Here is a 22,004-nt window from a genome sequence, read left to right on the forward strand (position 1 = left end):
AGTATCTCCTTTATGCGCGCAAGTGCTCCGCTTTCACAACCATTTGTAGGCCGTTAGCAAGTTGAACACGTACATCATCCTTATTGATTTCAACAATGGTCGCTGCCATGTTTCCTTTGCCCATGTTCACGTTAACTGCGTTACCTACTGTGATTTCATCAGCATTTAGAGCGCGCGTTTCTACAGGCTTAGTTGGTTTTTGTACTTTTGGTTTATTAGTACGACGAGGCTGTTGAGGCTTTTTAGCCGCAGGTTTCGCTTTCGCCTTACCCTCTTCACGAGCTTTTTGTGCTTGTTCTTTACGACGAGCCTGAACTTTCGCCTTGCTTTCTGCAAGTGTCGCTTTCGCGTGTTCAACGTGCTCTTCTTCTAGCTCACCACAAGGGTTGCCATCTAGGTCTACACGTACTGCACCTGGTTTTACACCGTGTAGGTAACGCCATGATGAAGTGTACTGTCTTAACGCTGCACGAAGCTGTGTTTTGCTTACTTTTTCGTCTTCATTTAGACGTTCCGCAAGATCTTGAAAAATACCAATTTTCAGAGGTTTTGCTTCACCTTCTAAAGTAAAGCACTTAGGGAAACATTCAGCAATATATGCAATAACTTCTTTGCTGTTTTTTAACTTTTCAGTCATGAGGGGTCCTGATTTGAGCGGATTTCCGCGAGCATTAAGAAAAAATATTCTCGTATTATAGTGACATGCCAAGGAAAAACCACACTCGAAGGCTAATTTATGCGTCGTTCGCGTGTGAATTAAGCAGCTTTTCTACTTCAACCATGAAATGAGTGAGACCTTCTTCGTCTGTTTCATTAAATCGGCCAATACTTGGACTATCAATATCAAGTACACCAACCACCTTTCCATTAATAGAAAATGGAATCACAATTTCTGAATTGCTCGCTGCATCGCACGCAATATGCCCCTCAAATTCGTGAACGTCGTATACTCTTTGTATAGTATTAGTTTGTGCAGCAGTACCGCAGACGCCTCGACCCATTGGGATACGAACACAAGCTGGTTTTCCTTGGAACGGACCAAGAATAAGCTCTTCACCTTTTGTTAGGTAAAAGCCTGCCCAGTTAAGATCGTCAAGTTCCATGAAAAGCAATGAGCTCAAGTTTGCTAGGTTCGCAATAAAGTCTGGTTCAGACTCAATTAGAGCAACAGCTTGTTTGGTTAGTCTTTGGTATTGTTCTAAGTTCATATTAACTTCCTACTTACTATAAAAGCTTCCATTCTCAATGTATGGCGCTAAAATGCAGCCCTACTTTATAATAGGACTTATTCTCAATTACAATGCTTCTGAAAAATGACACTATTAGCCGTTCTTGGTTGATAACACAAGTAAAAAAGCACAAGTCCAAGCTGATCATAGCGAACTTGATAGCGGTGCTTGCAACCTTGATTAGTGTTCCAATTCCCCTCCTCATGCCTTTGATGGTTGATGAGGTCTTATTGGACCAACCTGCAAAAGGTTTAGATGCCATGAATGCCATTCTCCCTGAAGCGTGGCACACTCCGACAGGCTATATTTTCTTCACCCTGTTCTTGGTTGTTCTTATGCGAGCTGCGAGCCAAGGATTAAATATCCTTCAAAGCCGACAATTTACGCTTGTTTCAAAAACCATCACGTTTGAGATGCGCAGTAAAATGATCGACAAACTCGGCCGTATCAGCATCCGACAATACGAAACCAAAGGTAGCGGAGGAATCAACGCACACCTTATCACTGACATTGAGACCATTGATAAATTTATTGGTTCTACGTTAGCAAAATTCGTTATCAGTTTTCTGACTGTTATTGGTACTGCTATCGTTCTACTTTGGCTCGATTGGCGACTTGGTCTGTTTATCCTGTTAGTTAACCCTATTGTCATTTACTTCTCACGTAAACTAGGCAGTATGGTTAAACATCTGAAACGGAAGGAAAATCATTCTTTTGAAATTTTCCAAAACCGTTTAGTTGAAACATTAGATGGAATCTACCAACTACGCGCGGCCAATAAAGAACGAGAATTTCTCCAGCAACTCAAAGACAGTGCGAACCAAGTTCGCGTTGATGCAGACAAGTATGCTTGGCAATCTGAAGCTGCTGGTCGCGTATCTTTCCTTCTCTTTTTGATCGGCTTTGAATTATTCAGAGCTGTAGCAATGTTAATGGTCATGTTCAGTGACCTTACTATTGGCCAAATATTTGCCGTTTTTGGTTACCTATGGTTCATGCTGTCTCCTGTTCAAGAGTTGCTTGGGATTCAGTTTTCTTGGTATAGCGCTAAAGCGGCATTAAAACGCATCAACGACTTATTAGAGTTAGAAGAAGAGCAGAGACCGGTTTCTAAGGTAAATCCTTTCAAAGAAGGTAGAGAAGTTGATGTTAAAGTAGAAAACATTAATTTCTCTTACAATAATGAAAACAAAGTCCTAGATAATCTTTCTTTACATATGCCGGCAGGAAAGAAAGTGGCGTTAGTTGGTGCAAGCGGCGGTGGTAAGTCAACCTTGATACAATTACTTATTGGGGTTTACCGTCAAAACTCCGGTAGCATTCGCTTTAATGATGAATTAACAGAAGATATTGGTTTTGAAGTAATTCGCGACAAAATTGCCGTGGTATTACAGCAACCTATACTATTTAACGACACCTTGAGGCATAATCTAACGCTTGGTGGGGATTTTGACGAAATGTCACTTTGGCGTGCGCTTGAAGTGGCTCAGCTGCAAGATGTTATTTCTCAACTGAACCACGGCTTGGATACTCAAGTTGGTCGTAATGGCATTCGTTTGTCAGGAGGTCAACGACAACGGCTGGCCATTGCTAGAATGGTGCTGAGTAATCCTCAATTTGTTATTTTAGACGAAGCCACGTCTGCGCTAGATACCGCTACTGAAGCGGCTTTACACAAAGCACTGACCGAGTTCTTACGTGGTAGAACAACATTAATCGTTGCGCACCGACTGTCCGCTGTTAAACAAGCCGATTTGATCTACGTGCTTGAAGATGGGAAAGTGACGCAAACAGGTACTCATGGTGAGTTAGTTGAGCAAGAAGGCTTATATCAAACCTTATATGGGGGCATACAGTCCCACGCTTAAATCGTTCAAGCTAGAGAGGTCGTTATGACCTCTCTGTCTAAGCACGCCATGCAACCCAATAACGTACGTTTGTGCCAAGGTTGTGAATTGCCTGTCGACATCGTCGACTTACCCCATGGCAAAAATGCACACTGCCCTCGTTGTGGTACACAATTATATCGCGGAGGTAGCCCTAGCCTCTCTGGTAATCTAGCCGTCGCGATAACCTGCATCCTACTATTTATTCCATCGCACTTTTTTAACTTTATTAGCATCCGACTCTTTGGTGTGATGATTCCGGCAACCCTACCTTCAGGGATGATCACATTGATGGAAGAAGGATTTGTTCTTCTTTCATTGCTCATTCTATTTTGTAGCTCTCTTGCGCCACTGACGGTTTGTGTTTCAGTGGTAACGGCACATATTTCTTTACATCAACGATGGTTCCGTGGGCTTCGTATCTCACTGTGGCTAATTCAACATTTGAAGCATTGGGTTATGTTGGATGTGTTCTTAGTTAGCATCGCCATTTCCTGTTTTAAACTCCAAGATTATTCCGACATTTTCGTCGGTCCAGGGTTAATTGGTCTGGTTCTTTTGCAGATATTTACCGTTTTGTTAGTTTCAAGAATCAGCGTCCGTCGTTATTGGGAAGCTTGGAAGCCAGAAAGTTTATATGCTTTTGAGCATAAAGATGTGCATTGCCATGAATGCCACTTGTCCCAACCTGAAGGTGACCATTGCCAGCGTTGTCATCACGAGTTATATCATCGCAAGCCAAACTCCATTCAGAAAACATGGGCTTACCTCATCGCAGCAACGGTCGCCATCTTCCCTGCTAACCTGATCCCTATTTCCATCTTGCTTACCAATGGTAAGCGTTTGGAGGACACTATTTTTTCAGGCGTGGCTGGTTTGGTAAAAAGCGGCATGTATGGAATCGCTGCGATCATTTTTGTTGCCAGTATCGTTGTCCCGGTGATTAAAATACTTGGGCTCGCCTACATCATGCTTTGCATCCAATTCAAACGTTCGGTGTTTAAGAGACAACGAATGATGGTTTACTTTGTTGTTAAATGGATCGGTAAATGGTCTGTGATGGATTTGTTTGTTATTTCTATCATGATGACGTTAGTCGATCGTGGTCAGATACTGGATTTCACACCAGGATATGGCGCGGTAGCATTTGGTGTTGTCGTTGTATTGACCATGCTTGCAGCAGAAAGTATTGATCCAAGGCTAATCTGGGACCAAACAAGCCCAAAACAATCAGAAAAAGAGTCAATGAATGAGTGATCAGAACAGTTCTCAAACGTCATACGTACCAGATGTAAAGCGGAGTAAAGGCATATCTCCTCTTTGGCTGTTGCCAATTTTGACCATGGTCTTAGCTGGCTGGCTTGTTGTGAAGTCGATACACGATGCAGGACAACGAGTGCAAATCTATTTTTCTGATGCCGCTGGTCTTGTCGCCGGCCGAACCACTATCCGTTACCAAGGATTAGAAGTCGGCATGGTAAGAGACATTAACCTCACCGAAGATCTCGGCAGTATTTATGTCGATGCTGATATCTATCCTGAAGCTGCAAAGTTACTGAACGATAAAACACGCTTTTGGTTAGTAAAACCAACAGCTAGCCTAACGGGAGTTTCCGGACTGGATGCGCTCGTCTCAGGTAACTACATCTCGATTCAACCCGGAGATGGTCAAGAGTTTGAGACAACATTCCATGCGTTAGACTCTGCCCCAACAGATTTACGCGTTTCTCAAGGTTTGAATATTAAGCTCAAAAGCCGTGATTTAGGTGGTGTATCGGTTGGCTCTCAAATTGTTTATAAGAAAATCCCAATCGGTGAAGTGTACAGTTACCAGCTAGATGAAGATGCAAAATCTATCACTATTCAAGCCAACATTCAGGATCAATACCGACATATCATTAACAACCGCAGTCGATTCTGGAACGTCAGTGGAATTGGTGCCAGCATCGGTTTTGAAGGTGTCGATGTAAGACTAGAAAGCATGAGTGCCTTACTAGGTGGCGCCATCGCCGTCGACTCTCCGGATGATGGTGAGCCTGTAGAAGAGAACACCGAGTTCCGTTTGTATAAAGATTTGAAAACTGCTGGTCGAGGCATCGCGGTTAAAATCGTCCTACCTGATGACAGCAAGATCAGCGGAGAAGGCGCTCCAATTATGTATCGCGGAATCGAAATTGGCCAAGTTACGGACTTGAGCCTTTCCGAAGGCCGAGAAGTGATATTGGCGTCAGCGGCAATTCAACCCGCTTTTAGTGACATGCTGACGACAGGTACTCGATTTGTCTTAGAAGAAGCAAAGGTGTCCCTTTCTGGTGTTGAAAACATTGCTAATTTAGTGCGAGGAAACTTCTTAACGATCGTACCGGGCGCGGGTGAACGCTCTCGCCGCTTTACTGCGATTCGTAAAAACGTGTTTAACCAACAGCAAGAAAAGTCTATCGCGATTCGGTTGGTGTCCGACAATTCGTTTGGCCTAGATAGCGGTGCCAATGTACTTTATAAAGGCATCGTTGTTGGTTCAATCATCAAAGTGGGCCTAGTTAAGGAAGATAAAAAATCACAACACGAAGTATTTATGGATGTATTGATTGACCATGAATACAAACATCTGATCAAATCAAACAATCGTTTTTATGTAACCGGCAGTGCATCAGCAGAGTTAACTGAATCGGGGCTCAGCGTTACCGTTCCTCCAGCAAAGCAGTTGTTAACCGGGTCAATTAGTTTTGTGAGCGAAGGCAAGCAGGATATTCAAAAAGAGTATCAACTGTTCCAAAATGAATCATTGGCTGAATTGGCGCAGTACAATCAAAGTGGCTCTAGGGCGCTAACACTATTTGCTTCTGAATTGCCGCCGATTTCCAAAGGCAGCCCTCTACTCTATCGTAATCTTCCAGTTGGTAACGTCTCCGATTTCCAACTAGTTGATGGCGGAGTACTAATTAAGGCTACTATCGAAAACCGCTTCGCTTATCTTGTAACGCCACAAACCGTTTTTTGGAATCGTTCAGGGATTGAGATAGATGCATCATTAGCTGGCGTCAGTGTGAAAGCGCACCCTTTGAAGTCGTTAATCGAAGGTGGCATCGCTTTTGACTCCGTACCAGGCGTTGAAAACAAAATCGGAGAAAACTGGAAGCTGTATTCTGATCAAAAAACCGCTCGCAAGTTTGGGCGCGTCATTGCTTTAGAAACCGACGGTTCGCAAGAGATTGCTAAAGGAATGCCGATTGAATATCAAGGTGTTAAAGTTGGTGAAATCACTCTGGTTGTACCGAATTTTCGTCGTAACATGGTTGAAGTCACTGCAAGGATCCTACCTGAATACGTAGAAAACATTGCAGTTGAAGGCTCACATTTTTGGCTAACTGAACCAGAAATTGGTTTAGGTGGCGTTAAAAACCTCGGGGCGTTGGTGTCGAAATCCATCAGTGTTGAACCAGGTAAAGGTAAAGCTAAATTTGATTTTCAATTAGAAAATAGTTCAGAACGCGTGCATGGAATCATGTTTACGTTACAAAGTGAACAAAGAGGCTCAGTACAAGTCGGTACCCCTATTCTTTACCGCCAGATGGAAGTTGGCCAAGTGACCGACGTAAGCCTAGGAGAATTTGCTGATCGCATCGTCACGACTATCAAAATACAGCCTGAATATGCTTACCTCGTTCGTCAAAACAGTGTGTTCTGGAATGTTTCAGGAGTAGATGTTTCCATCGGGCTTACCGGCGCTAACATCAAAGCGGGAACCTTTGATAGTTTAGTTCGCGGAGGAATTGCGTTTTCAACGCCAGAGCAATCGACTATTCCACCAGCGGCAAAGAGTGGGCAATCTTTCTTTTTGTATCCACAAGCTGAAGAAGGTTGGACTCAATGGCGTACAGCAATTCCGAAGCCGTAGAATAAAGCTCAATTCACGTACAATTGAAGTTTGATCATTTTAAAAGAGCAGCAATCGCTGCTCTTTTTTATTGCTCGGCCCTTGTCACTATTCGTTTCTGCTTCGCTTTCGTATATTATTTGCCACAAATTCTGCAAACGAGATCCCACATTGCATCCTAATGTTTACATCCCAGACGCGTTTCTGGAAAAAATCCAAACTATTCTTCCTGCTCACCTCAACATGGAAGACTTTATCGCGTCGTGCCAAAAGCCACTGCGCAAAAGTATTCGAGTTAATACGTTGAAGATCAGTGTTGAAGCGTTTCTAGAACGAACAGAAGCAAAAGGCTGGAAGCTTTCTCCCGTGCCTTGGTGTGACACAGGTTTTTGGATTGAAGCGGACGAGTCAGTTGTACCATTAGGCAACACAGCAGAACACATGTCTGGCTTATTCTACATTCAAGAAGCCAGTTCGATGATGCCGGTATCTGCTCTGTTTATGAATGATGAATCTTACGATGCCGTGTTAGATACCGCAGCCGCTCCAGGCTCAAAAACCACTCAAATTGCAGCTTTAATGAACAACGAAGGTGTGCTTGTGGCCAATGAATACGCCGCAAGTCGTGTAAAAGTACTGCACGCTAATGTGGAACGTTGTGGAGTACGTAACGCCGCACTAAGTAACTTCGATGGGCGCGTTTTTGGCGGTTGGCTACCAGAACAATTTGATGCGGTTTTGCTCGACGCGCCTTGCTCTGGAGAAGGCACCGTTCGCAAAGACGAAGATGCGATGAAAAACTGGACGCAAGCTTCCGTACTCGACATCGCTGACACACAGAAAGATCTTATTGAAAGCGCCTTCCATGCATTAAAGCCCGGTGGTGTGATGGTTTACTCAACATGTACGCTCAGTACAGAAGAAAACCAACAAGTTTGTCAACACTTGAAAGAAACCTTTGGGGATGCTGTAGAGTTTGAAAGCCTTGAGAACTTGTTTGAAAACGCAGAGGCAGCTCTAACTGAAGAAGGCTTTTTGCATATTTTCCCGCAGGTCTACGACTGTGAAGGGTTCTTTGTTGCAAGAATTCGCAAACAGGCTGCTGTTGAGGCGCCAGAAGTCAAAAAGCGCATGGGGAAATTCCCCTTTGCTAAAACTTCAAAAAAAGAATCGACAGAAATTGCTCAACAACTCCAAAGCGCGTTAGGTATTAAACTTCCAAATGACAGTTCTGTATGGCTTCGCGATAAAGATGTCTGGTTATTCCCTAATGCTTTAGAAGCGATGATCGGCGAATTACGCTTCTCCCGTATGGGTATAAAGATCGCGGAAGCACATAAAAATGGCTACCGTTGGCAACACCAAGTCGCGACTGCCCTGGCGACAGGTTCTGAAAGCAACGCCATTGAACTCAGTATTGAAGAAGCGCGCGAATGGTACATGGGGCGTGATGTTCGCCCACAAACCATTCCTGAGGGAATGAAAACAGGTAAAGGCGAAGTGCTTGTCACCTATCAAGGCGCAGTTATTGGCCTTGGCAAGTGGGTAAGCAACCGAATAAAGAATGGTCTCCCTCGCGAATTAGTACGAGATAAGAACTTATTTTAAAAGACGTAAAACGAACCATAAATAAATGAAAAGCCATCGTATTTGCGATGGCTTTTTAATTCGTAAGTATGAAAGCAAGTGGGCTCGCTAGCGATCCGGACACGCTGTACTAAACTAGTTGTATCAAAGTAATGCTTTGATGTGGCATTTCTCTCTATGTTCACCAACAAAATTATTGTTGGACAAGTTTAGCGCAGGCTCTGCGGAGCCGTTTCCCCTAGGCCCAAAAAAAGGAAAAGTTTGGGCCGTTTTTTTGGCTGTAGATCCGCTATACGTGAGTTTGGACTACGCTAGACGAATACCGTCTTTCTCAATGACAATTTTACCCTGCTTGTATAAGCCACCGATGGTCTTTTTATAAGTCCCTTTACTTGTGCGGAAAGCATCAAAAATCGCTTCAGGAGACGACTTGTCATTCAAAGGCAAAAATCCGCCTTTCTTCTCTAGCAGGTCAAGGATCTTACTAGAAAGATCGTCCATTTTCGCCACACCTACTTTTTGTAGAGCAAGGTCGATTTTACCATCTTCACGAATGTGCTTAATAAAGCCTTTCAGCTTTTTACCGATGTAAAGCTTACCAAAAACATCCGATGGGAAAATCATGCCCCAATGCTTACCGTTAACGATAGCTTTATAACCAAGTTGACTACGCTCTGCGATGATCAAATCAACTTGTTCGTTAACTTCATAATTCGCTGGAGTTTTATCTAACCATTTATTGAACTTAGTCGTACCAACAATGCGACCTGACGCTTTGTCGGTATAAACATACACTAAAATGGTTTGTCCGGCAGAGAAGCGAGTGCGTTGCTCACTAAAAGGAATCAGTAAGTCCTTTTCTTTGATGCCCCAATTTACAAAAGCACCTGTCGCATTCACACCCTCAATCTTCATTAAACCCCACTCACCCACTTGGGCAATTGGTCTTTCAATGGTCGCAGCAAGTTGGCTTTCTGAATCGAAGTACAGAAATACGTCTACATACTCACCAATTTCAGTACCCTCTGGTACATACTTACTAGGTAGTAGAACAGAACCGTAATCATCGCCATCCAGAAATACGCCAAAATCAGCCTTTTTAATGACTTCTAAGCTGTTAATTTGACCAATTTTAATCATTGATTTTGTCTCTTTTTAAATTTACGTGGAATTATACCTAAACTAACAAGAAAATCAGAGAGAAAAGCATAGTGCTCTGTTATGCTGTTGTCGTTCAGCTATATGCCCCAGTCACTCTTTTAGCACTCTTATACTTACCTGCTCAACGGAACGCATAAGTTAAGAATGCTTTAGCAAAGTCAGGAGCTTTCTTTGGTCACCGTCGATAAACAAGACTCAATAACATTAAAAATCAGTCATGCACTCGCAAAGAGCAAAAGTGTCGACCTAGATATTTACTTTTTTATACCTGGTGAGCTTGGTTTAAACGCCGATATCATCAGTGAATCCGAATTTTATTACACCTCAATCACACAGCAACGATCTTATTACAGTACTGAAATCCTTCTTCCGCTAGTACACAGTCGACTTGCCAAACGTGGACGCCTGTCGAATCAGCAATACCGAGTAAGTTTGAGTTTGTTCGCTTACCAATACGTTATCGCGCTAGACAAAGCGGTAGCAAGTTTAAACAAGCATGAGAACAACTCCGTAACGGAAGATGAAGTGGACGAAGTTATCGAGCTCACGCTTGAGATCTTAAAGCGCTTGCGGCGTTCTATTCCTTATGAAGAGAACTTAAAACGCTACTACGTTAACATCGATAACTATCTGTCTTGGTATACCGAGCAAAAGTTCCTGTCACTGGTGGCCCATCTACCACGTGAAGGCGACTATGGCACGATCAAAAAGCGTCTGATCACGCTATGTGAGAAAGAGCAAGCCCATCGTAAACTCAACAAATACAACTCATCAAGAGTCGTTGAAGACGTTACTCGCCTATCTAACAAAATGCGCTTGCTAAGGCGATTGATTGAACACCCTATCGTGCTTCGTGAAGAAACCATATCGATGGGTAACAACATTAAGCGCGCTATCAAAGGTATTGCAACCGGTTTAGTGATGGTTGTCGTGACCTCGACAGTGATTCTCGCTCGCGATTATCTGGGGGAAATTTCTGCCTCATTCATTATCGCGATGTCTTTTATTTACGCTTTACGAGAAATCTTTAAAGATGATTTACGCGATGCCATGTGGCGATGGATCCGTAAAGGCAAGCCAAAATGGCGTAAGAAGTATGTTGATCCAACGACGAAAAAAGTGGTTGGCAAAAAATTGGAGTGGCTCGATTATCGTACCTTAAGTAGCTTGCCGGATAAGATTCAAAGAATACGTAAAAAACGCGTCGTGCAACGTGAAGAGCAGATTCTTCATTATCACGAGAAAACCGAAATGGCGACCTCTCTTTTCTTGAGTGGTTACGAACAAACGAGAGAAACATTGAACATCAGTTTGCGCCCTATCATCCGCTTGATGGATAAAAGCTCAAACCGAGTTTACCGTTTAAATGAAGGTCAAGTAACCAAAGAGTCAGTAGAGAAACGTCATTTGCTCAATGTGATTGTCAAAGAGGACAACCACACCGATGAGCCTGTTTATTACCGCTGGAAAGTGGTCTTAAATCGCTCCAAAATCGTCTCTATCGAGAAGATTGAACTCAATTAAGCCACCACCTTTAAACAAGCGAGCCACAAACCACTAGGCAGCCTCTTTTCTTTGTTGGGCTGCTTTTTTTATCGAAAGAGTAAGCGAGAATTCAGCCATTGGCTCGTCACCATGTAAGTTAGGACACAGCGCGACAATTTTTACGTCACGATTTACTCGTTCACCCGTTGCCAAGGTGTGCTCGAGCATCTCATCAATGACATGACCATCGTTACAAACAAAGTGCACATCGGCTTCCGGGCGCTTTAAAAACTCGGCTTTCACACCTTTAAATGCCAGCGAGATCGCTTCTCCCTTTTCTTGCGCTTTACTCATAGCAAGAAAACCACCAGCAACATCAGCGCCAACCGCTAAAGCACCGAAATACATGCTATTCAGGTGGTTCTTCGTCCTTCTGCGCAATGGGATACGAACCTCAACATGCTTGCTATCTATCGCAATGATTTTAGGGTGGCAAAGCCAAATCAGCGGCACTTTTGAAAAGCCAAACAGATTTAGATACAAATTCGCACGACGTAGAGCTGATAACATTTTGGTCTCCTTACCAATCTAGTCAGACCAGTTAATCAACGAAAGAAATAGATGTCAAAGAAATGTTAACAAAAGCTCGATCTCACGAGTTATTTAACCTTCAGGAAGTGACGGCGTCACCCGTGAGGTATGAAGTTTATCGCAGTTACTTAGATTACCTTACAGCGAGATAGATAAAATGGTTATAAATTCAAATGTATATATATTGATTTAATGATCAAGTTTTGTCATTTATACATAAGTCATTTAAATGAATACCTACACCTTTGTATACAATTCGGTATTTCCTGGCGAAGATTCCCGTGAAACGGTTTATTCCTGCCTGTAATTCCGTTATCTTTACCCCTTCGCAATAGAGAATAAAGCTATAACATGCCTATAAAAACAGATGAATTGAGAACCCAACCTTTGGGTCCAATGCCTACCCCAGCAGAGCTAGGTAGTGTACATCCTATTACGGATGACGTTGCAGACCGTATCGCTCAATCTCGTCGTCAGATTGAAAACATTTTATCGGGTGAAGACGATCGCCTTCTTGCGATTGTAGGTCCGTGTTCTGTTCACGACACTGAAGCTGCCATTGATTACGCCACTCGCCTGAGTGAAATCCAAGACAAGTACAAAGACGAACTGTTTATCGTGATGCGTACTTACTTTGAAAAGCCTCGTACAGTAGTTGGTTGGAAAGGTTTGATTACGGACCCTAACCTAGATGGTTCTTACGCACTTGAAGCTGGTCTTCATAAAGCTCGTAAACTACTACTGGATATCAACAAGCTTGGTCTTGCGACTGCTACTGAGTTTCTTGATATGATCACTGGCCAATACATCGCGGATTTGATCACTTGGGGCGCGATTGGTGCTCGCACAACGGAATCACAAATTCACCGTGAAATGGCGTCGGCACTATCTTGCCCAGTTGGTTTCAAAAATGGCACAAATGGCAACGTAAAAATTGCAATTGATGCAATTCGCGCATCGAAAGCATCGCATTACTTCTACTCGCCAGATAAGAACGGTCGAATGACGGTTTACCGCACAAGTGGCAACCCTTACGGTCATATTATTCTGCGCGGTGGAGAAAAAGGCCCTAACTTTGATGAAGCATCAGTCAAACAAGCATGTGATGCTTTAGCTGAGTTTGGATTGCCACAACGTTTGGTTGTGGATTTCAGCCATGCAAACTGTCAGAAGCAACACAGAAAACAAATCGACGTAGCTCAAGACATTTGTAACCAAATTAAGTCAGGCAGCACTCGTATTGCGGGTATCATGGCTGAAAGCTTTATTCTTGAAGGCAATCAGCCAATGACTGACATCAATAACCTAACGTATGGTCAGTCTATTACAGATCCATGCCTAGGTTGGGAAGACACTGCTACAATGCTAGATATGCTGGCAAGCGCTGTTAAGTCCCGAAAGTCCCTATAACAAAATAATCAAGGAATCTTCATGCCATCGTTTGATATTGTTTCTGAAATCGATACGGTTGAACTACGTAACGCCGTTGATAACGCTAACCGTGAATTGTCTACTCGTTTCGATTTCCGCAACGTAAATGCGAGCTTTGAGCTAGTAGAAGAAAACGTAAAAATGTCTGCGGAAGGTGACTTCCAACTTAAGCAAATGCGCGACATTTTACGCGGCCACTTAGCGAAGCGTAACATTGACGCGAACGCAATGGATGCACAAGACCCAGACGTTACTGGTAAAAACTGGCACCAAACTCTGCTTTTCCGTCAAGGTATTGATACTCCAACGGCGAAAAAAGTAGTGAAACTTATCAAAGACGCAAAGTTAAAAGTACAAGCTTCTATTCAAGGCGACAAAGTACGTGTTACTGGTAAGAAACGCGACGACCTGCAAGCGACAATGGCAGCGATTCGTGAAGCAGAGATGGGTATCCCATTCCAGTTTAACAACTTCCGTGATTAATCAATCTGAGAAGTAAGTAAAAACGCCAGCGCATAATCCGCTGGCGTTTTTTATTGGCTTTTGTGTAACGAACTACGTATCCACTTTTAGCATTTGGCATTGCTAGATAACCAAGTCCTGCCCTTGCAGCAATACGAATTCGCTCGTTCCTTGTGGTATGAACACGCAAATTCGAAGCTTTTCAGCTTTAGCCTTGGCCAGCATATCCGAAAGCTCAGCAGCGCTCGAGAAAGCTTCTCTTTCTGCATCTCTTCGTATTAGTTCTAACACATTCGCTTCACATCGAGTTGAGTACAGAGCCAGCTCCGCTTGTTGCATATAGCGTACGGCTTTTATTGGCAACATCTCAACATCTTTCCCAACATGAACCCAAGTACAACTTCCCTTTTCATCTAAGGGTGTTGCCATGGTCGCTTGGTAAATTGCTTCTAACTCACGATTATCTCGCGCGTTTTCCACCTCGGGATTCGAGAAGAATTGCTCCCAAAACTTGCGGCGTAAATCGACACTAGGCAGCGCCTCTTTAATTGAGTTTCGCTTTGAGTTAGCAAAATCCGCCATCAACCCCATGTTTTGTGGCAGTATCGATTCAAGTTTTTCACGGATGTTTCGAATTAAAACTGGCGAAGCTCCACCACTAGAGATAGCGATTTGGATGCGGCCACGATTAATCATAGACGGCGTGATGAAATCACAATAAGGCTTATCATCCACAACGTTAACCAAGATGCCTAGCTCTTTGGCATCTTTGTACACTTGGTGATTTAGCTCAGGATTGTCTGTCGTCGCCCACACTTGAACAAAGTTTTTAGTGACAATGTCACTCGAATAGAAACGTTGTACCCAGCGCAGTTGATGCTCAGAAGCAAGCTTAGACAGAAAATCAACCAACGTCGGAGAAACGATAGTCACATCCGCCCCAGCCTTTAGCAACGCTTCCACCTTTCGGCTTGCCACCTCACCGCCACCCACGACGAGAACGGGTTTATTAATTAAATCTAAGAACAGAGGAAAATATCGCATTTCAATCCATGATTACTCTAATTAGCTGTTGTAGACCATGCTACCAAAAATGGGGCAAGCTCATCACCCTGTTTCGGTATCACAAATAATTTTTGTTTGAATTTTTACTGAACTTCACCTTGCTCAGCTAATGACAGTTTTAATAACAACTTTTTATTCTTTTGTATTGTTCACTCTTCTATTGATTGTTCTGATGCACCAAATTGTCCATGAATTGCACTATTTACAAACAATTAACATTTCGTCATTCTAAATCTCAAGGCACTTTGTAAGTTCTCTCAAAACTTCATTTAAATTATATATTTGAGAATTAACAGATCCTTTCCTACGCTTATAACTGGTTGATCTATCGAATGCCGTTTCTTCGAAAATCAATCACGTAGGACGATAACTCTAACGAATTGGACACGTTATTTCAGGTCACTCCTGATTAAACATGGATCATACAGGAAGGATACAAATGGCAAATAAACTCACAGTTCTTGCTTCCGTCGTAGCGGCTTCTACTGCGATGATGGCAACATCAGCTCAAGCAGCAGACACTACTCTGGACAAAGTCACAAAACAAGGCTTTCTTACTTGTGGCGTAAGTACCGGTCTACCTGGTTTCTCTAACCCTAACTCAAAAGGCGAATGGGAAGGTATCGACGTAGAATATTGCCAAGCACTGGCTGCAGCTGTTCTTGGGGATAAAACGAAAGTTAAATATGTACCCCTAACCGCAAAAGAACGTTTCACTGCGCTTCAATCTGGTGAGATTGATGTGCTTTCCCGTAACACGACCTGGACTCTCCACCGCGACACTGCACTGGGCCTAAACTTCGTAGGTGTGAACTACTACGACGGTCAAGGTTTTATGGTGAAGAAGGAGCTTGGTATATCAAGTGCTAAAGAGCTTGATGGTGCGTCGGTATGTGTTCAATCAGGTACAACAACCGAGCTAAACCTTGCAGATTATTTCCGCAACCAAGGCATGGCGTACAAACCAGTGGTATTCGACACAGCGGCGCAAACTTCGAAAGGTTTTGATGCGGGACGCTGTGACGTATTAACAACTGACCAATCTGGCCTTTATGCACTACGTTTGAATTTGAAAGATCCGTCCTCTGCGGCCGTTCTTCCAGAAATCATCTCTAAAGAGCCACTAGGTCCAGTCGTTCGTCAAGGCGATGATCAATGGTTTAACATCGCTAAGTGGACATTGTCTGCGATGATTAACGCTGAAGAATACGGTATTAGTTCGAAGAATGCGGATGAAATGCTGAAGTCAACAGATCCAAACATCAAGCGTATCCTTGGTGTTGATGGCCCTAAAGGCAAAGGGTTGGGTATCCGCGACGATTGGGGCTACCAGGTTATCAAACAAGTTGGTAACTATGGTGAAAGCTTCGAACGTACAGTCGGTACTGGTTCGCCGTTAGAAATCTCTCGTGGCGTTAATGCGCTATGGAATGCAGGCGGCTTTATGTACGCGCCACCAATCCGATAGAAAGAGTTAATCAGGGCGGTTCATGCCGCCCTTTTTCTTGATTATATCTCACTGTATGAGTAAGGATCGCTCATTGGATGGCGAAAAGCGCTCGCTTGGTGGAACGGCTTTAAAGGTTCGTAAGTCACCAGACATGGGAGCGTTATTCTTTAGCCAGCAAGGACGAAACTTCTTTATACAGGCCGATATCTATAACTAAGGTTTGAGGTTATCGCTGTATGAAACCGACACAAGATGCATCGCCAAGTACGATGTCCAAACCAAGCGGAAGCAAGAGCCTGATTTATAATCCTGCCTTTCGTTCTGCTATTTTCCAGATCATTGCCATTGCTGCACTGGTATTTTTCTTTTACACGATTGTAAACAACGCTCTCAATAACTTAGATGCTCGTGGTATTGCAACGGGCTTCGGTTTTCTGAATCAAGAAGCCGGATTTGGTATTGGGTTAACATTAATTGAATACGATGAAACGTACTCTTACGGTAGAACATTTATCATCGGCCTTCTTAATACGGCGTTAGTCTCCGTATTAGGTATTATTCTGGCTACTGTGATTGGCTTTACCATGGGGGTTGCCCGCCTTTCTTCTAACTGGTTAGTTAGTCGTTTAGCGGCAGTTTATATCGAAACTTTCCGAAATATCCCCCTTCTTCTGCAAATATTCTTCTGGTATTTCGCTGTTCTTCAAGCATTACCCTCACCACGCCAAAGCTTAAGTCTTGGTGAAGCTATTTTCTTGAACGTTCGTGGCTTATATTTCCCTGCACCGACTATGGAACCTGGCAGTAGCTACGTTATTGCCGCGTTAATCTTCGGGGTAATCGCAAGCTTATTAATTAATGTATGGGCGAATAATAAGCAACGTCTCACTGGGCAACAAACCCCAATGGGAAGAATAGTTTTGGGTTTAGTTGTTGGCCTTCCATTGGTTGTGTACTTCCTTGCTGGTATGCCAATTTCACTGAATTATCCTGAACTAAAAGGGTTTAATTTCCGAGGTGGTATTAGCATTATTCCTGAATTGGCTGCGCTACTTTTGGCATTGAGTGTTTATACAGCTTCTTTCATTGCTGAGATTGTGCGCTCTGGTATTAATGCGGTTAGCCATGGTCAAACCGAAGCAGCGATGTCGCTAGGCTTACCACGCTCGAAAACTTTAAAGCTTGTTGTCATTCCTCAAGCGTTACGAATTATTATTCCACCTTTAACCAGTCAATATCTCAACCTCACCAAAAACTCATCGTTAGCGATGGCGATTGGTTACCCAGATCTTGTCTCTGTGTTTGCTGGTACTACCCTGAACCAAACGGGACAAGCGATTGAGATCATTGCGATGACGATGGGCGTGTACTTGACATTAAGTCTGATTACGTCTGCATTAATGAACTTGTATAACCGTAAAGTCGCGCTGGTGGAGAGATAATATGAGTACTCATCAATTTCAACCGGATCTCCCACCACCCGCCAATACTGTAGGCTTCGTTGGTTGGATGCGGAAAAATCTATTTAATGGCCCTATCAATTCCATTGTTACTGTCATTCTTGCGTATATTGTCGTAACTGCAATATGGTATATCGTGGATTGGGCGTTTATTAACGCAGACTGGATTGGCTCAACGCGTGACGACTGTAGCCGAGATGGTGCTTGCTGGGTATTTATCAGCGTGCGCTGGGAGCAGTTCATGTATGGTTTTTATCCAGAGTCCGAACTATGGCGCCCTCGCCTTTTCTATATCACATTAGCCATATTTACCGTTTTACTCGCGTATGAGAAGACACCGAAACGGATGTGGATTTGGCTTTTCTTCGTAAACATCTATCCATTCATCATCGCTGGGCTGTTATACGGGGGTGTCTTTGGACTAGAAGTGGTCGATACACACAAATGGGGTGGATTACTCGTTACGCTCATTATTGCGTTAGTTGGTATCGTAGTTTCACTGCCAATTGGTGTGGTGCTTGCGCTTGGTAGACGTTCAGAGATGCCGATCATTCGCAGCATTTGTACCGTCTACATTGAAGTTTGGCGTGGCGTTCCGCTTATTACGGTTTTGTTCATGGCTTCGGTTATGCTTCCATTGTTTATGTCTGAAGGTTCAGAGACAGATAAACTGATTCGCGCCCTTATCGGTGTGGTTATGTTTGCCTCCGCTTACATGGCAGAAGTGGTACGCGGTGGTCTACAAGCCATTCCGAAAGGTCAATATGAAGCCGCTGATGCGCTTGGGTTAAGTTACTGGAAAAAGACTGGGCTTATTATCTTGCCACAGGCGCTAAAGATTACTATTCCTTCTATCGTGAACACCTTTATCGGTTTGTTTAAAGACACCAGTTTAGTACTCATCATTGGCATGTTTGACGTACTCGGTATAGGACAAGCAGCAAATACCGACCCTGAATGGTTAGGTTTTGCTACTGAAAGTTATGTATTTGTCGCGTTAGTGTTTTGGGTATTTTGTTTTGGCATGTCACGCTATTCGATATGGCTTGAAAACAAACTTCATACCGGTCACAAACGATAACTCATCAAGATCAAGGACGTATTATGACGCAACAACAAGATTACATGATCCAATTGAAGGACATGAATAAATGGTATGGTGAGTTTCACGTACTAAAAAATATTAACCTCGACGTTAAGCGCGGCGAGAAAATCGTTATCTGTGGCCCATCTGGGTCGGGAAAATCAACGATGATTCGCTGTATTAACCGCCTTGAAGAACACCAAGCAGGCAGCATTTACGTCTCTGGTACGGAATTAACTGAAGACTTAAAGAACATTGAAGCAGTACGCCGAGAAGTGGGCATGTGCTTTCAACACTTTAATCTCTTCCCTCATTTAACCGTACTGGAAAACTGTACGCTCGCGCCTATCTGGGTGAAGAAGATGCCAAAAGATGAGGCAGAAGCAGTTGCGATGAAATATCTGGAACGTGTAAAAATTCCAGACCAAGCGGAGAAGTATCCCGGTCAGCTGTCTGGTGGCCAGCAACAACGTGTGGCGATTGCTCGCTCTTTGTGTATGAACCCTAAAGTCATGCTTTTTGATGAGCCAACATCTGCACTCGACCCGGAAATGGTTCGCGAAGTACTGGATGTAATGGTCGAACTCGCCGAGGAAGGCATGACTATGCTATGTGTGACACATGAAATGGGCTTTGCTAAAGAGGTTGCCGATCGCGTGATATTCATGGACGCAGGAGAGATCATCGAAGAAAACAACCCGGTCGACTTCTTTGAGAATCCTCAATCGGATAGGACCCAAAACTTCCTAGCGCAAATCTTACACCACTAAGATTTAGCCGAATCGACATAAAAAAGCACTGGTTTCTATGAAGCCAGTGCTTTTTGTTACTAAATTCAAAAATCCGTGTGAGAATCAACATAGCTATGCTAGGCAGTAATATTGTGTTACAAGTTGCCAAATACATAACATCTTATTTCCATTATCATTTTATCTAGGATATGCATGAAAAGGGCTTGATTTTTTGAACTTTCAGCCCCATAAATGTACCAATAGTAAACTCCCTTATTGAGGATAATTATGAACAGTCCAATGTTTACTCGTTCAACAAGTGTTCCTAATACACTAGAAACTAACAAAGTACTGAAAAACACTTACTTCCTACTGTCGATGACACTGATGACCAGTGCTATCGCAGCAGTCGCGACTATGGCAATGCAAATTTCACCAATCATGGCAATTGTGATGCAGCTTGCAGCGATTGGTATTTTGTTCTTTGTTATGCCAAAGGCAATCAACTCATCATCTGGTATCGTTTGGACATTCGTTTTCACGACTCTAATGGGTGGTGCTTTAGGTCCAATGCTTAACTACTACGCATCAATTCCAAACGGTCCTACTATCATTGCTCAAGCTCTAGGTTTGACTGGTATGGTGTTCCTTGGCCTATCGGCTTACACCATTTCAAGCAAGAAAGATTTCTCTTTCATGCGCAACTTCCTGATGGCGGGTTTGATCATTGTGATCGTTGCAGCGCTGATTAACATCTTCGTTGCTTCAACAATGGCTCACCTAGTAATCAGCAGTGTTTCTGCACTCGTGTTCTCTGGTTTCATCCTATTCGATACAAGTCGTATCGTTCGTGGCGAAGAGACAAACTACATCAGTGCAACAATTTCGATGTACCTAAACATCCTTAACTTGTTCACTAGTCTACTAAGCATTCTAGGTATTATGAACGACGATTAATCGTTTCTCGTTAAGTAGAATAAAAAAGCCCGAAGGTAATTCCTTCGGGCTTTTTCTTTGTGTGCAATTCAGTGTATTACGCCTGCTCTACTGACAACTCGATAACTTCGTCAGCTTCTGGATTTTCTCTAAAGCGTCTCACTTTGATCGTTTCCTCTCCTAACATGATTTGCTTGGCGATTCGGTGCATACCGTCAAAAACACGATAGTCACTGGTTAAGATTACCGGATACGACAAATCAGCATTGTTGATTCGTTGGCAATGTTTTGCAATTTCACGGCAGGTTGGCTGTGGCCCTTCATGACTAAACCAAGTCACTTCATTTGGGCCTTTGATATCATCAATCGAAATTTCTTCTACAGGTAAGGATTCTGCAAGTTGCCAAATACGCTCGATGGACCAAGTGGATTTTACATTGTCATTAATCTCAATGTAACGTTGTTTCGACATGACTAACTCCTTGTCATCATTGTTGTTTCTAACCTGAATACAGGCTTTCATTAATCCAATGAGAATATCGGTCTATGAAAACAAACACAACGTTGTCAGCTATTCATTCACCCATAAAATCCCATAATCAGACAAGTAGCCAAGAAAAAACCAAAACAAAAATGAATAAGCCTGGATATCCATGCAATTTCGTTGGTACTCACCCCGTAAAATTTCTAACAAACTGAATAGTTTCCTATTTATTTGAATAAAAGAGCATTTATATCAAAGTGCCTAGCTCAGTCAAAAACACTCACCATTTTGTACGCTTTTGCTTCGCTCGGCACTACTTCGAGATTCTTTTGTTGAGAACATTCTCGGCTGTCGCTAATCTATAAACATCCATGTTTACTTAACGGATAAAACGTTATGTTCGTTTACAACGGCAAAGAAATTGAAACGGATGCTCAAGGCTACTTATTGGATCATACTCAATGGGAAGAAGGTATGATTGAGCTTTTAGCAAAAGAAGAAGACATCGAGCTTACGGATGCTCATTTGGAAGTTGTGCATTTTGTGCGAGACTTTTATGAAGAGTTTAATACCTCCCCTGCAGTGCGTATGCTTGTGAAAGCGATGGAAAAAGCGCACGGCCCGGAAAAAGGTAACAGTAAGTATCTATTCAAGCTGTTTAAAAAGGGGCCAGCCAAACAAGCAACCAAATTAGCCGGCCTACCAAAGCCAGCTAAATGCTTGTAGATTCATAAAATTTTAAAACCGCGTAACGGCTTATACGACGCAGGCTCCTGCATCACATGCTCTACTGTTGCCGTTCGCGGTCCTTCTTGTAACCATTCCGAAAACGCAACTATTTGCGCGTCTGTTCCACACGCCATCACTTCAACATCACCATTGTTTAGGTTCTTCGCATAACCTGTTAACCCTAGCTTCAATCCTTGATGGGAAGTATGGTAACGAAAGCCCACGCCTTGAACATGACCTTTTACTATAAATCTCTCACACTTTACGTTCATCTTTGTACCGCTTCTTTTTACTGAGTGATATATTCTTTTCGTCTATTCACCCCACTAAGGATAGTGGGTTTTTGCACGGTTATT

The 22,004-nt window shown here is 43.1% G+C and carries 21 protein-coding genes; 14 read left to right on the plus strand and 7 right to left on the minus strand.

What is annotated here, in order from left to right:
- Positions 1-10 precede the first annotated feature (10 nt).
- Together proQ and R7190_RS07060 are read right to left on the minus strand one after the other, a co-directional pair.
- Positions 11-637 (minus strand): RNA chaperone ProQ, encoded by a 627-nt coding sequence (gene proQ / locus R7190_RS07055; protein WP_005377435.1) that lies wholly within the window; start codon positions 635-637, stop codon positions 11-13.
- Positions 638-734: 97 nt separating this feature from the next.
- Positions 735-1,208 (minus strand): GAF domain-containing protein, encoded by a 474-nt coding sequence (locus R7190_RS07060; RefSeq protein ID WP_017634278.1) that lies wholly within the window; start codon positions 1,206-1,208, stop codon positions 735-737.
- A gap of 92 nt (positions 1,209-1,300) precedes the next feature.
- Between R7190_RS07060 and R7190_RS07065 the strand changes: the two genes are divergently transcribed.
- The 4 genes from R7190_RS07065 (at position 1,301) to rsmF (ending at position 8,600) form a co-directional block, all read left to right on the plus strand.
- Positions 1,301-3,097, plus strand: a complete 1,797-nt coding sequence (locus tag R7190_RS07065) for an ABC transporter ATP-binding protein (protein WP_033905326.1) — start codon at positions 1,301-1,303, stop codon at positions 3,095-3,097.
- Positions 3,098-3,121: 24 nt separating this feature from the next.
- Positions 3,122-4,372 carry a paraquat-inducible protein A gene (locus R7190_RS07070; protein ID WP_005377429.1) on the plus strand — a complete coding sequence of 417 codons (1,251 nt, stop codon included), beginning with the start codon at positions 3,122-3,124 and terminating at the stop codon, positions 4,370-4,372.
- Complete coding sequence (locus R7190_RS07075; protein WP_017634276.1) at positions 4,365-7,013, plus strand: MlaD family protein; 2,649 nt, start codon at positions 4,365-4,367, stop codon at positions 7,011-7,013. Before R7190_RS07070 ends, R7190_RS07075 begins: the two co-directional genes overlap by 8 nt.
- 150 nt (positions 7,014-7,163) lie before the next feature.
- Positions 7,164-8,600 carry a 16S rRNA (cytosine(1407)-C(5))-methyltransferase RsmF gene (gene rsmF, locus R7190_RS07080; RefSeq protein WP_170890642.1) on the plus strand — a complete coding sequence of 479 codons (1,437 nt, stop codon included), beginning with the start codon at positions 7,164-7,166 and terminating at the stop codon, positions 8,598-8,600.
- Between the two features lie 285 nt (positions 8,601-8,885).
- Here rsmF and R7190_RS07085 read toward each other — a convergent pair whose 3' ends face one another.
- Positions 8,886-9,719 carry a S1 RNA-binding domain-containing protein gene (locus R7190_RS07085; RefSeq protein WP_054576876.1) on the minus strand — a complete coding sequence of 278 codons (834 nt, stop codon included), beginning with the start codon at positions 9,717-9,719 and terminating at the stop codon, positions 8,886-8,888.
- Between the two features lie 192 nt (positions 9,720-9,911).
- Here R7190_RS07085 and R7190_RS07090 point away from each other — a divergent pair, with 192 nt between their 5' ends.
- Positions 9,912-11,264 (plus strand): hypothetical protein, encoded by a 1,353-nt coding sequence (locus tag R7190_RS07090; protein WP_005377421.1) that lies wholly within the window; start codon positions 9,912-9,914, stop codon positions 11,262-11,264.
- 33 nt (positions 11,265-11,297) lie between these two features.
- Here R7190_RS07090 and R7190_RS07095 read toward each other — a convergent pair whose 3' ends face one another.
- Positions 11,298-11,795 (minus strand): DUF4442 domain-containing protein, encoded by a 498-nt coding sequence (locus tag R7190_RS07095; RefSeq protein ID WP_005377418.1) that lies wholly within the window; start codon positions 11,793-11,795, stop codon positions 11,298-11,300.
- A gap of 372 nt (positions 11,796-12,167) precedes the next feature.
- Between R7190_RS07095 and R7190_RS07100 the strand changes: the two genes are divergently transcribed.
- Together R7190_RS07100 and R7190_RS07105 are read left to right on the plus strand one after the other, a co-directional pair.
- Positions 12,168-13,226 (plus strand): 3-deoxy-7-phosphoheptulonate synthase, encoded by a 1,059-nt coding sequence (locus R7190_RS07100; RefSeq protein ID WP_005390197.1) that lies wholly within the window; start codon positions 12,168-12,170, stop codon positions 13,224-13,226.
- A 21-nt stretch (positions 13,227-13,247) separates the two neighbouring features.
- A complete protein-coding gene (locus R7190_RS07105) occupies positions 13,248-13,730 on the plus strand; it encodes a YajQ family cyclic di-GMP-binding protein (protein ID WP_005377415.1) in 483 nt (160 codons plus the stop codon).
- Between the two features lie 102 nt (positions 13,731-13,832).
- On the opposite strand, the gene R7190_RS07110 is transcribed toward R7190_RS07105, so the two are convergent.
- Positions 13,833-14,753, minus strand: a complete 921-nt coding sequence (locus R7190_RS07110) for a bifunctional precorrin-2 dehydrogenase/sirohydrochlorin ferrochelatase (protein ID WP_005377406.1) — start codon at positions 14,751-14,753, stop codon at positions 13,833-13,835.
- Positions 14,754-15,213: 460 nt separating this feature from the next.
- On the opposite strand from R7190_RS07110, the gene R7190_RS07115 reads away from it, so the two are divergent.
- The 6 genes from R7190_RS07115 to R7190_RS07140 all read left to right on the plus strand — a co-directional run bounded on the left by R7190_RS07115 (position 15,214) and on the right by R7190_RS07140 (position 20,456).
- Positions 15,214-16,242: an amino acid ABC transporter substrate-binding protein gene (locus R7190_RS07115; protein ID WP_005377403.1), complete on the plus strand. Its 1,029-nt coding sequence runs from the start codon at positions 15,214-15,216 to the stop codon at positions 16,240-16,242.
- 73 nt (positions 16,243-16,315) lie between these two features.
- Positions 16,316-16,441 carry a hypothetical protein gene (locus tag R7190_RS07120; protein WP_277987590.1) on the plus strand — a complete coding sequence of 42 codons (126 nt, stop codon included), beginning with the start codon at positions 16,316-16,318 and terminating at the stop codon, positions 16,439-16,441.
- A 19-nt stretch (positions 16,442-16,460) separates the two neighbouring features.
- A complete protein-coding gene (locus R7190_RS07125; RefSeq protein WP_005377402.1) occupies positions 16,461-17,666 on the plus strand; it encodes an amino acid ABC transporter permease in 1,206 nt (401 codons plus the stop codon).
- Position 17,667: 1 nt separating this feature from the next.
- Positions 17,668-18,765: an amino acid ABC transporter permease gene (locus R7190_RS07130; protein WP_005389988.1), complete on the plus strand. Its 1,098-nt coding sequence runs from the start codon at positions 17,668-17,670 to the stop codon at positions 18,763-18,765.
- 23 nt (positions 18,766-18,788) lie between these two features.
- A complete protein-coding gene (locus R7190_RS07135) occupies positions 18,789-19,538 on the plus strand; it encodes an amino acid ABC transporter ATP-binding protein (protein WP_005377400.1) in 750 nt (249 codons plus the stop codon).
- A gap of 249 nt (positions 19,539-19,787) precedes the next feature.
- Entirely contained in the window at positions 19,788-20,456 is a 669-nt protein-coding gene (locus R7190_RS07140) for a Bax inhibitor-1/YccA family protein (protein WP_186585018.1), read from the plus strand.
- Positions 20,457-20,532: 76 nt separating this feature from the next.
- Here the strand turns inward: R7190_RS07140 and R7190_RS07145 are convergent, their stop codons facing one another.
- Positions 20,533-20,907: a chromosome partitioning protein ParB gene (locus R7190_RS07145; RefSeq protein WP_005377398.1), complete on the minus strand. Its 375-nt coding sequence runs from the start codon at positions 20,905-20,907 to the stop codon at positions 20,533-20,535.
- Between the two features lie 408 nt (positions 20,908-21,315).
- On the opposite strand from R7190_RS07145, the gene R7190_RS07150 reads away from it, so the two are divergent.
- A complete protein-coding gene (locus tag R7190_RS07150) occupies positions 21,316-21,645 on the plus strand; it encodes a TusE/DsrC/DsvC family sulfur relay protein (protein WP_005377396.1) in 330 nt (109 codons plus the stop codon).
- Positions 21,646-21,647: 2 nt separating this feature from the next.
- Here the strand turns inward: R7190_RS07150 and yccX are convergent, their stop codons facing one another.
- The gene (yccX, locus tag R7190_RS07155) at positions 21,648-21,920 is read right to left on the minus strand and encodes an acylphosphatase (protein ID WP_017634611.1); all 273 of its coding nucleotides are present in this window, start codon (positions 21,918-21,920) and stop codon (positions 21,648-21,650) included.
- Positions 21,921-22,004: the final 84 nt, after the last annotated feature.

It is taken from the genome of Vibrio sp. 1078-1 (assembly GCF_033340475.1).

What these genes read in the sequence shown, in the direction of transcription:
- R7190_RS07150 (WP_005377396.1), top strand. Translation starts at nt 21,316, where the DNA reads ATGTTCGTTTACAACGGCAAAGAAATTGAAACGGATGCTCAAGGCTAC.
- R7190_RS07115 (WP_005377403.1), top strand. Translation starts at nt 15,214, where the DNA reads ATGGCAAATAAACTCACAGTTCTTGCTTCCGTCGTAGCGGCTTCTACT.
- R7190_RS07095 (WP_005377418.1), bottom strand. Translation starts at nt 11,795, where the DNA reads ATGTTATCAGCTCTACGTCGTGCGAATTTGTATCTAAATCTGTTTGGC.
- R7190_RS07135 (WP_005377400.1), top strand. Translation starts at nt 18,789, where the DNA reads ATGACGCAACAACAAGATTACATGATCCAATTGAAGGACATGAATAAA.
- R7190_RS07145 (WP_005377398.1), bottom strand. Translation starts at nt 20,907, where the DNA reads ATGTCGAAACAACGTTACATTGAGATTAATGACAATGTAAAATCCACT.
- R7190_RS07075 (WP_017634276.1), top strand. Translation starts at nt 4,365, where the DNA reads ATGAGTGATCAGAACAGTTCTCAAACGTCATACGTACCAGATGTAAAG.
- R7190_RS07140 (WP_186585018.1), top strand. Translation starts at nt 19,788, where the DNA reads ATGAACAGTCCAATGTTTACTCGTTCAACAAGTGTTCCTAATACACTA.
- R7190_RS07070 (WP_005377429.1), top strand. Translation starts at nt 3,122, where the DNA reads ATGACCTCTCTGTCTAAGCACGCCATGCAACCCAATAACGTACGTTTG.
- R7190_RS07100 (WP_005390197.1), top strand. Translation starts at nt 12,168, where the DNA reads ATGCCTATAAAAACAGATGAATTGAGAACCCAACCTTTGGGTCCAATG.
- R7190_RS07065 (WP_033905326.1), top strand. Translation starts at nt 1,301, where the DNA reads ATGCTTCTGAAAAATGACACTATTAGCCGTTCTTGGTTGATAACACAA.
- proQ (WP_005377435.1), bottom strand. Translation starts at nt 637, where the DNA reads ATGACTGAAAAGTTAAAAAACAGCAAAGAAGTTATTGCATATATTGCT.
- R7190_RS07125 (WP_005377402.1), top strand. Translation starts at nt 16,461, where the DNA reads ATGAAACCGACACAAGATGCATCGCCAAGTACGATGTCCAAACCAAGC.
- R7190_RS07105 (WP_005377415.1), top strand. Translation starts at nt 13,248, where the DNA reads ATGCCATCGTTTGATATTGTTTCTGAAATCGATACGGTTGAACTACGT.
- yccX (WP_017634611.1), bottom strand. Translation starts at nt 21,920, where the DNA reads ATGAACGTAAAGTGTGAGAGATTTATAGTAAAAGGTCATGTTCAAGGC.
- R7190_RS07060 (WP_017634278.1), bottom strand. Translation starts at nt 1,208, where the DNA reads ATGAACTTAGAACAATACCAAAGACTAACCAAACAAGCTGTTGCTCTA.
- R7190_RS07110 (WP_005377406.1), bottom strand. Translation starts at nt 14,753, where the DNA reads ATGCGATATTTTCCTCTGTTCTTAGATTTAATTAATAAACCCGTTCTC.
- R7190_RS07130 (WP_005389988.1), top strand. Translation starts at nt 17,668, where the DNA reads ATGAGTACTCATCAATTTCAACCGGATCTCCCACCACCCGCCAATACT.
- R7190_RS07085 (WP_054576876.1), bottom strand. Translation starts at nt 9,719, where the DNA reads ATGATTAAAATTGGTCAAATTAACAGCTTAGAAGTCATTAAAAAGGCT.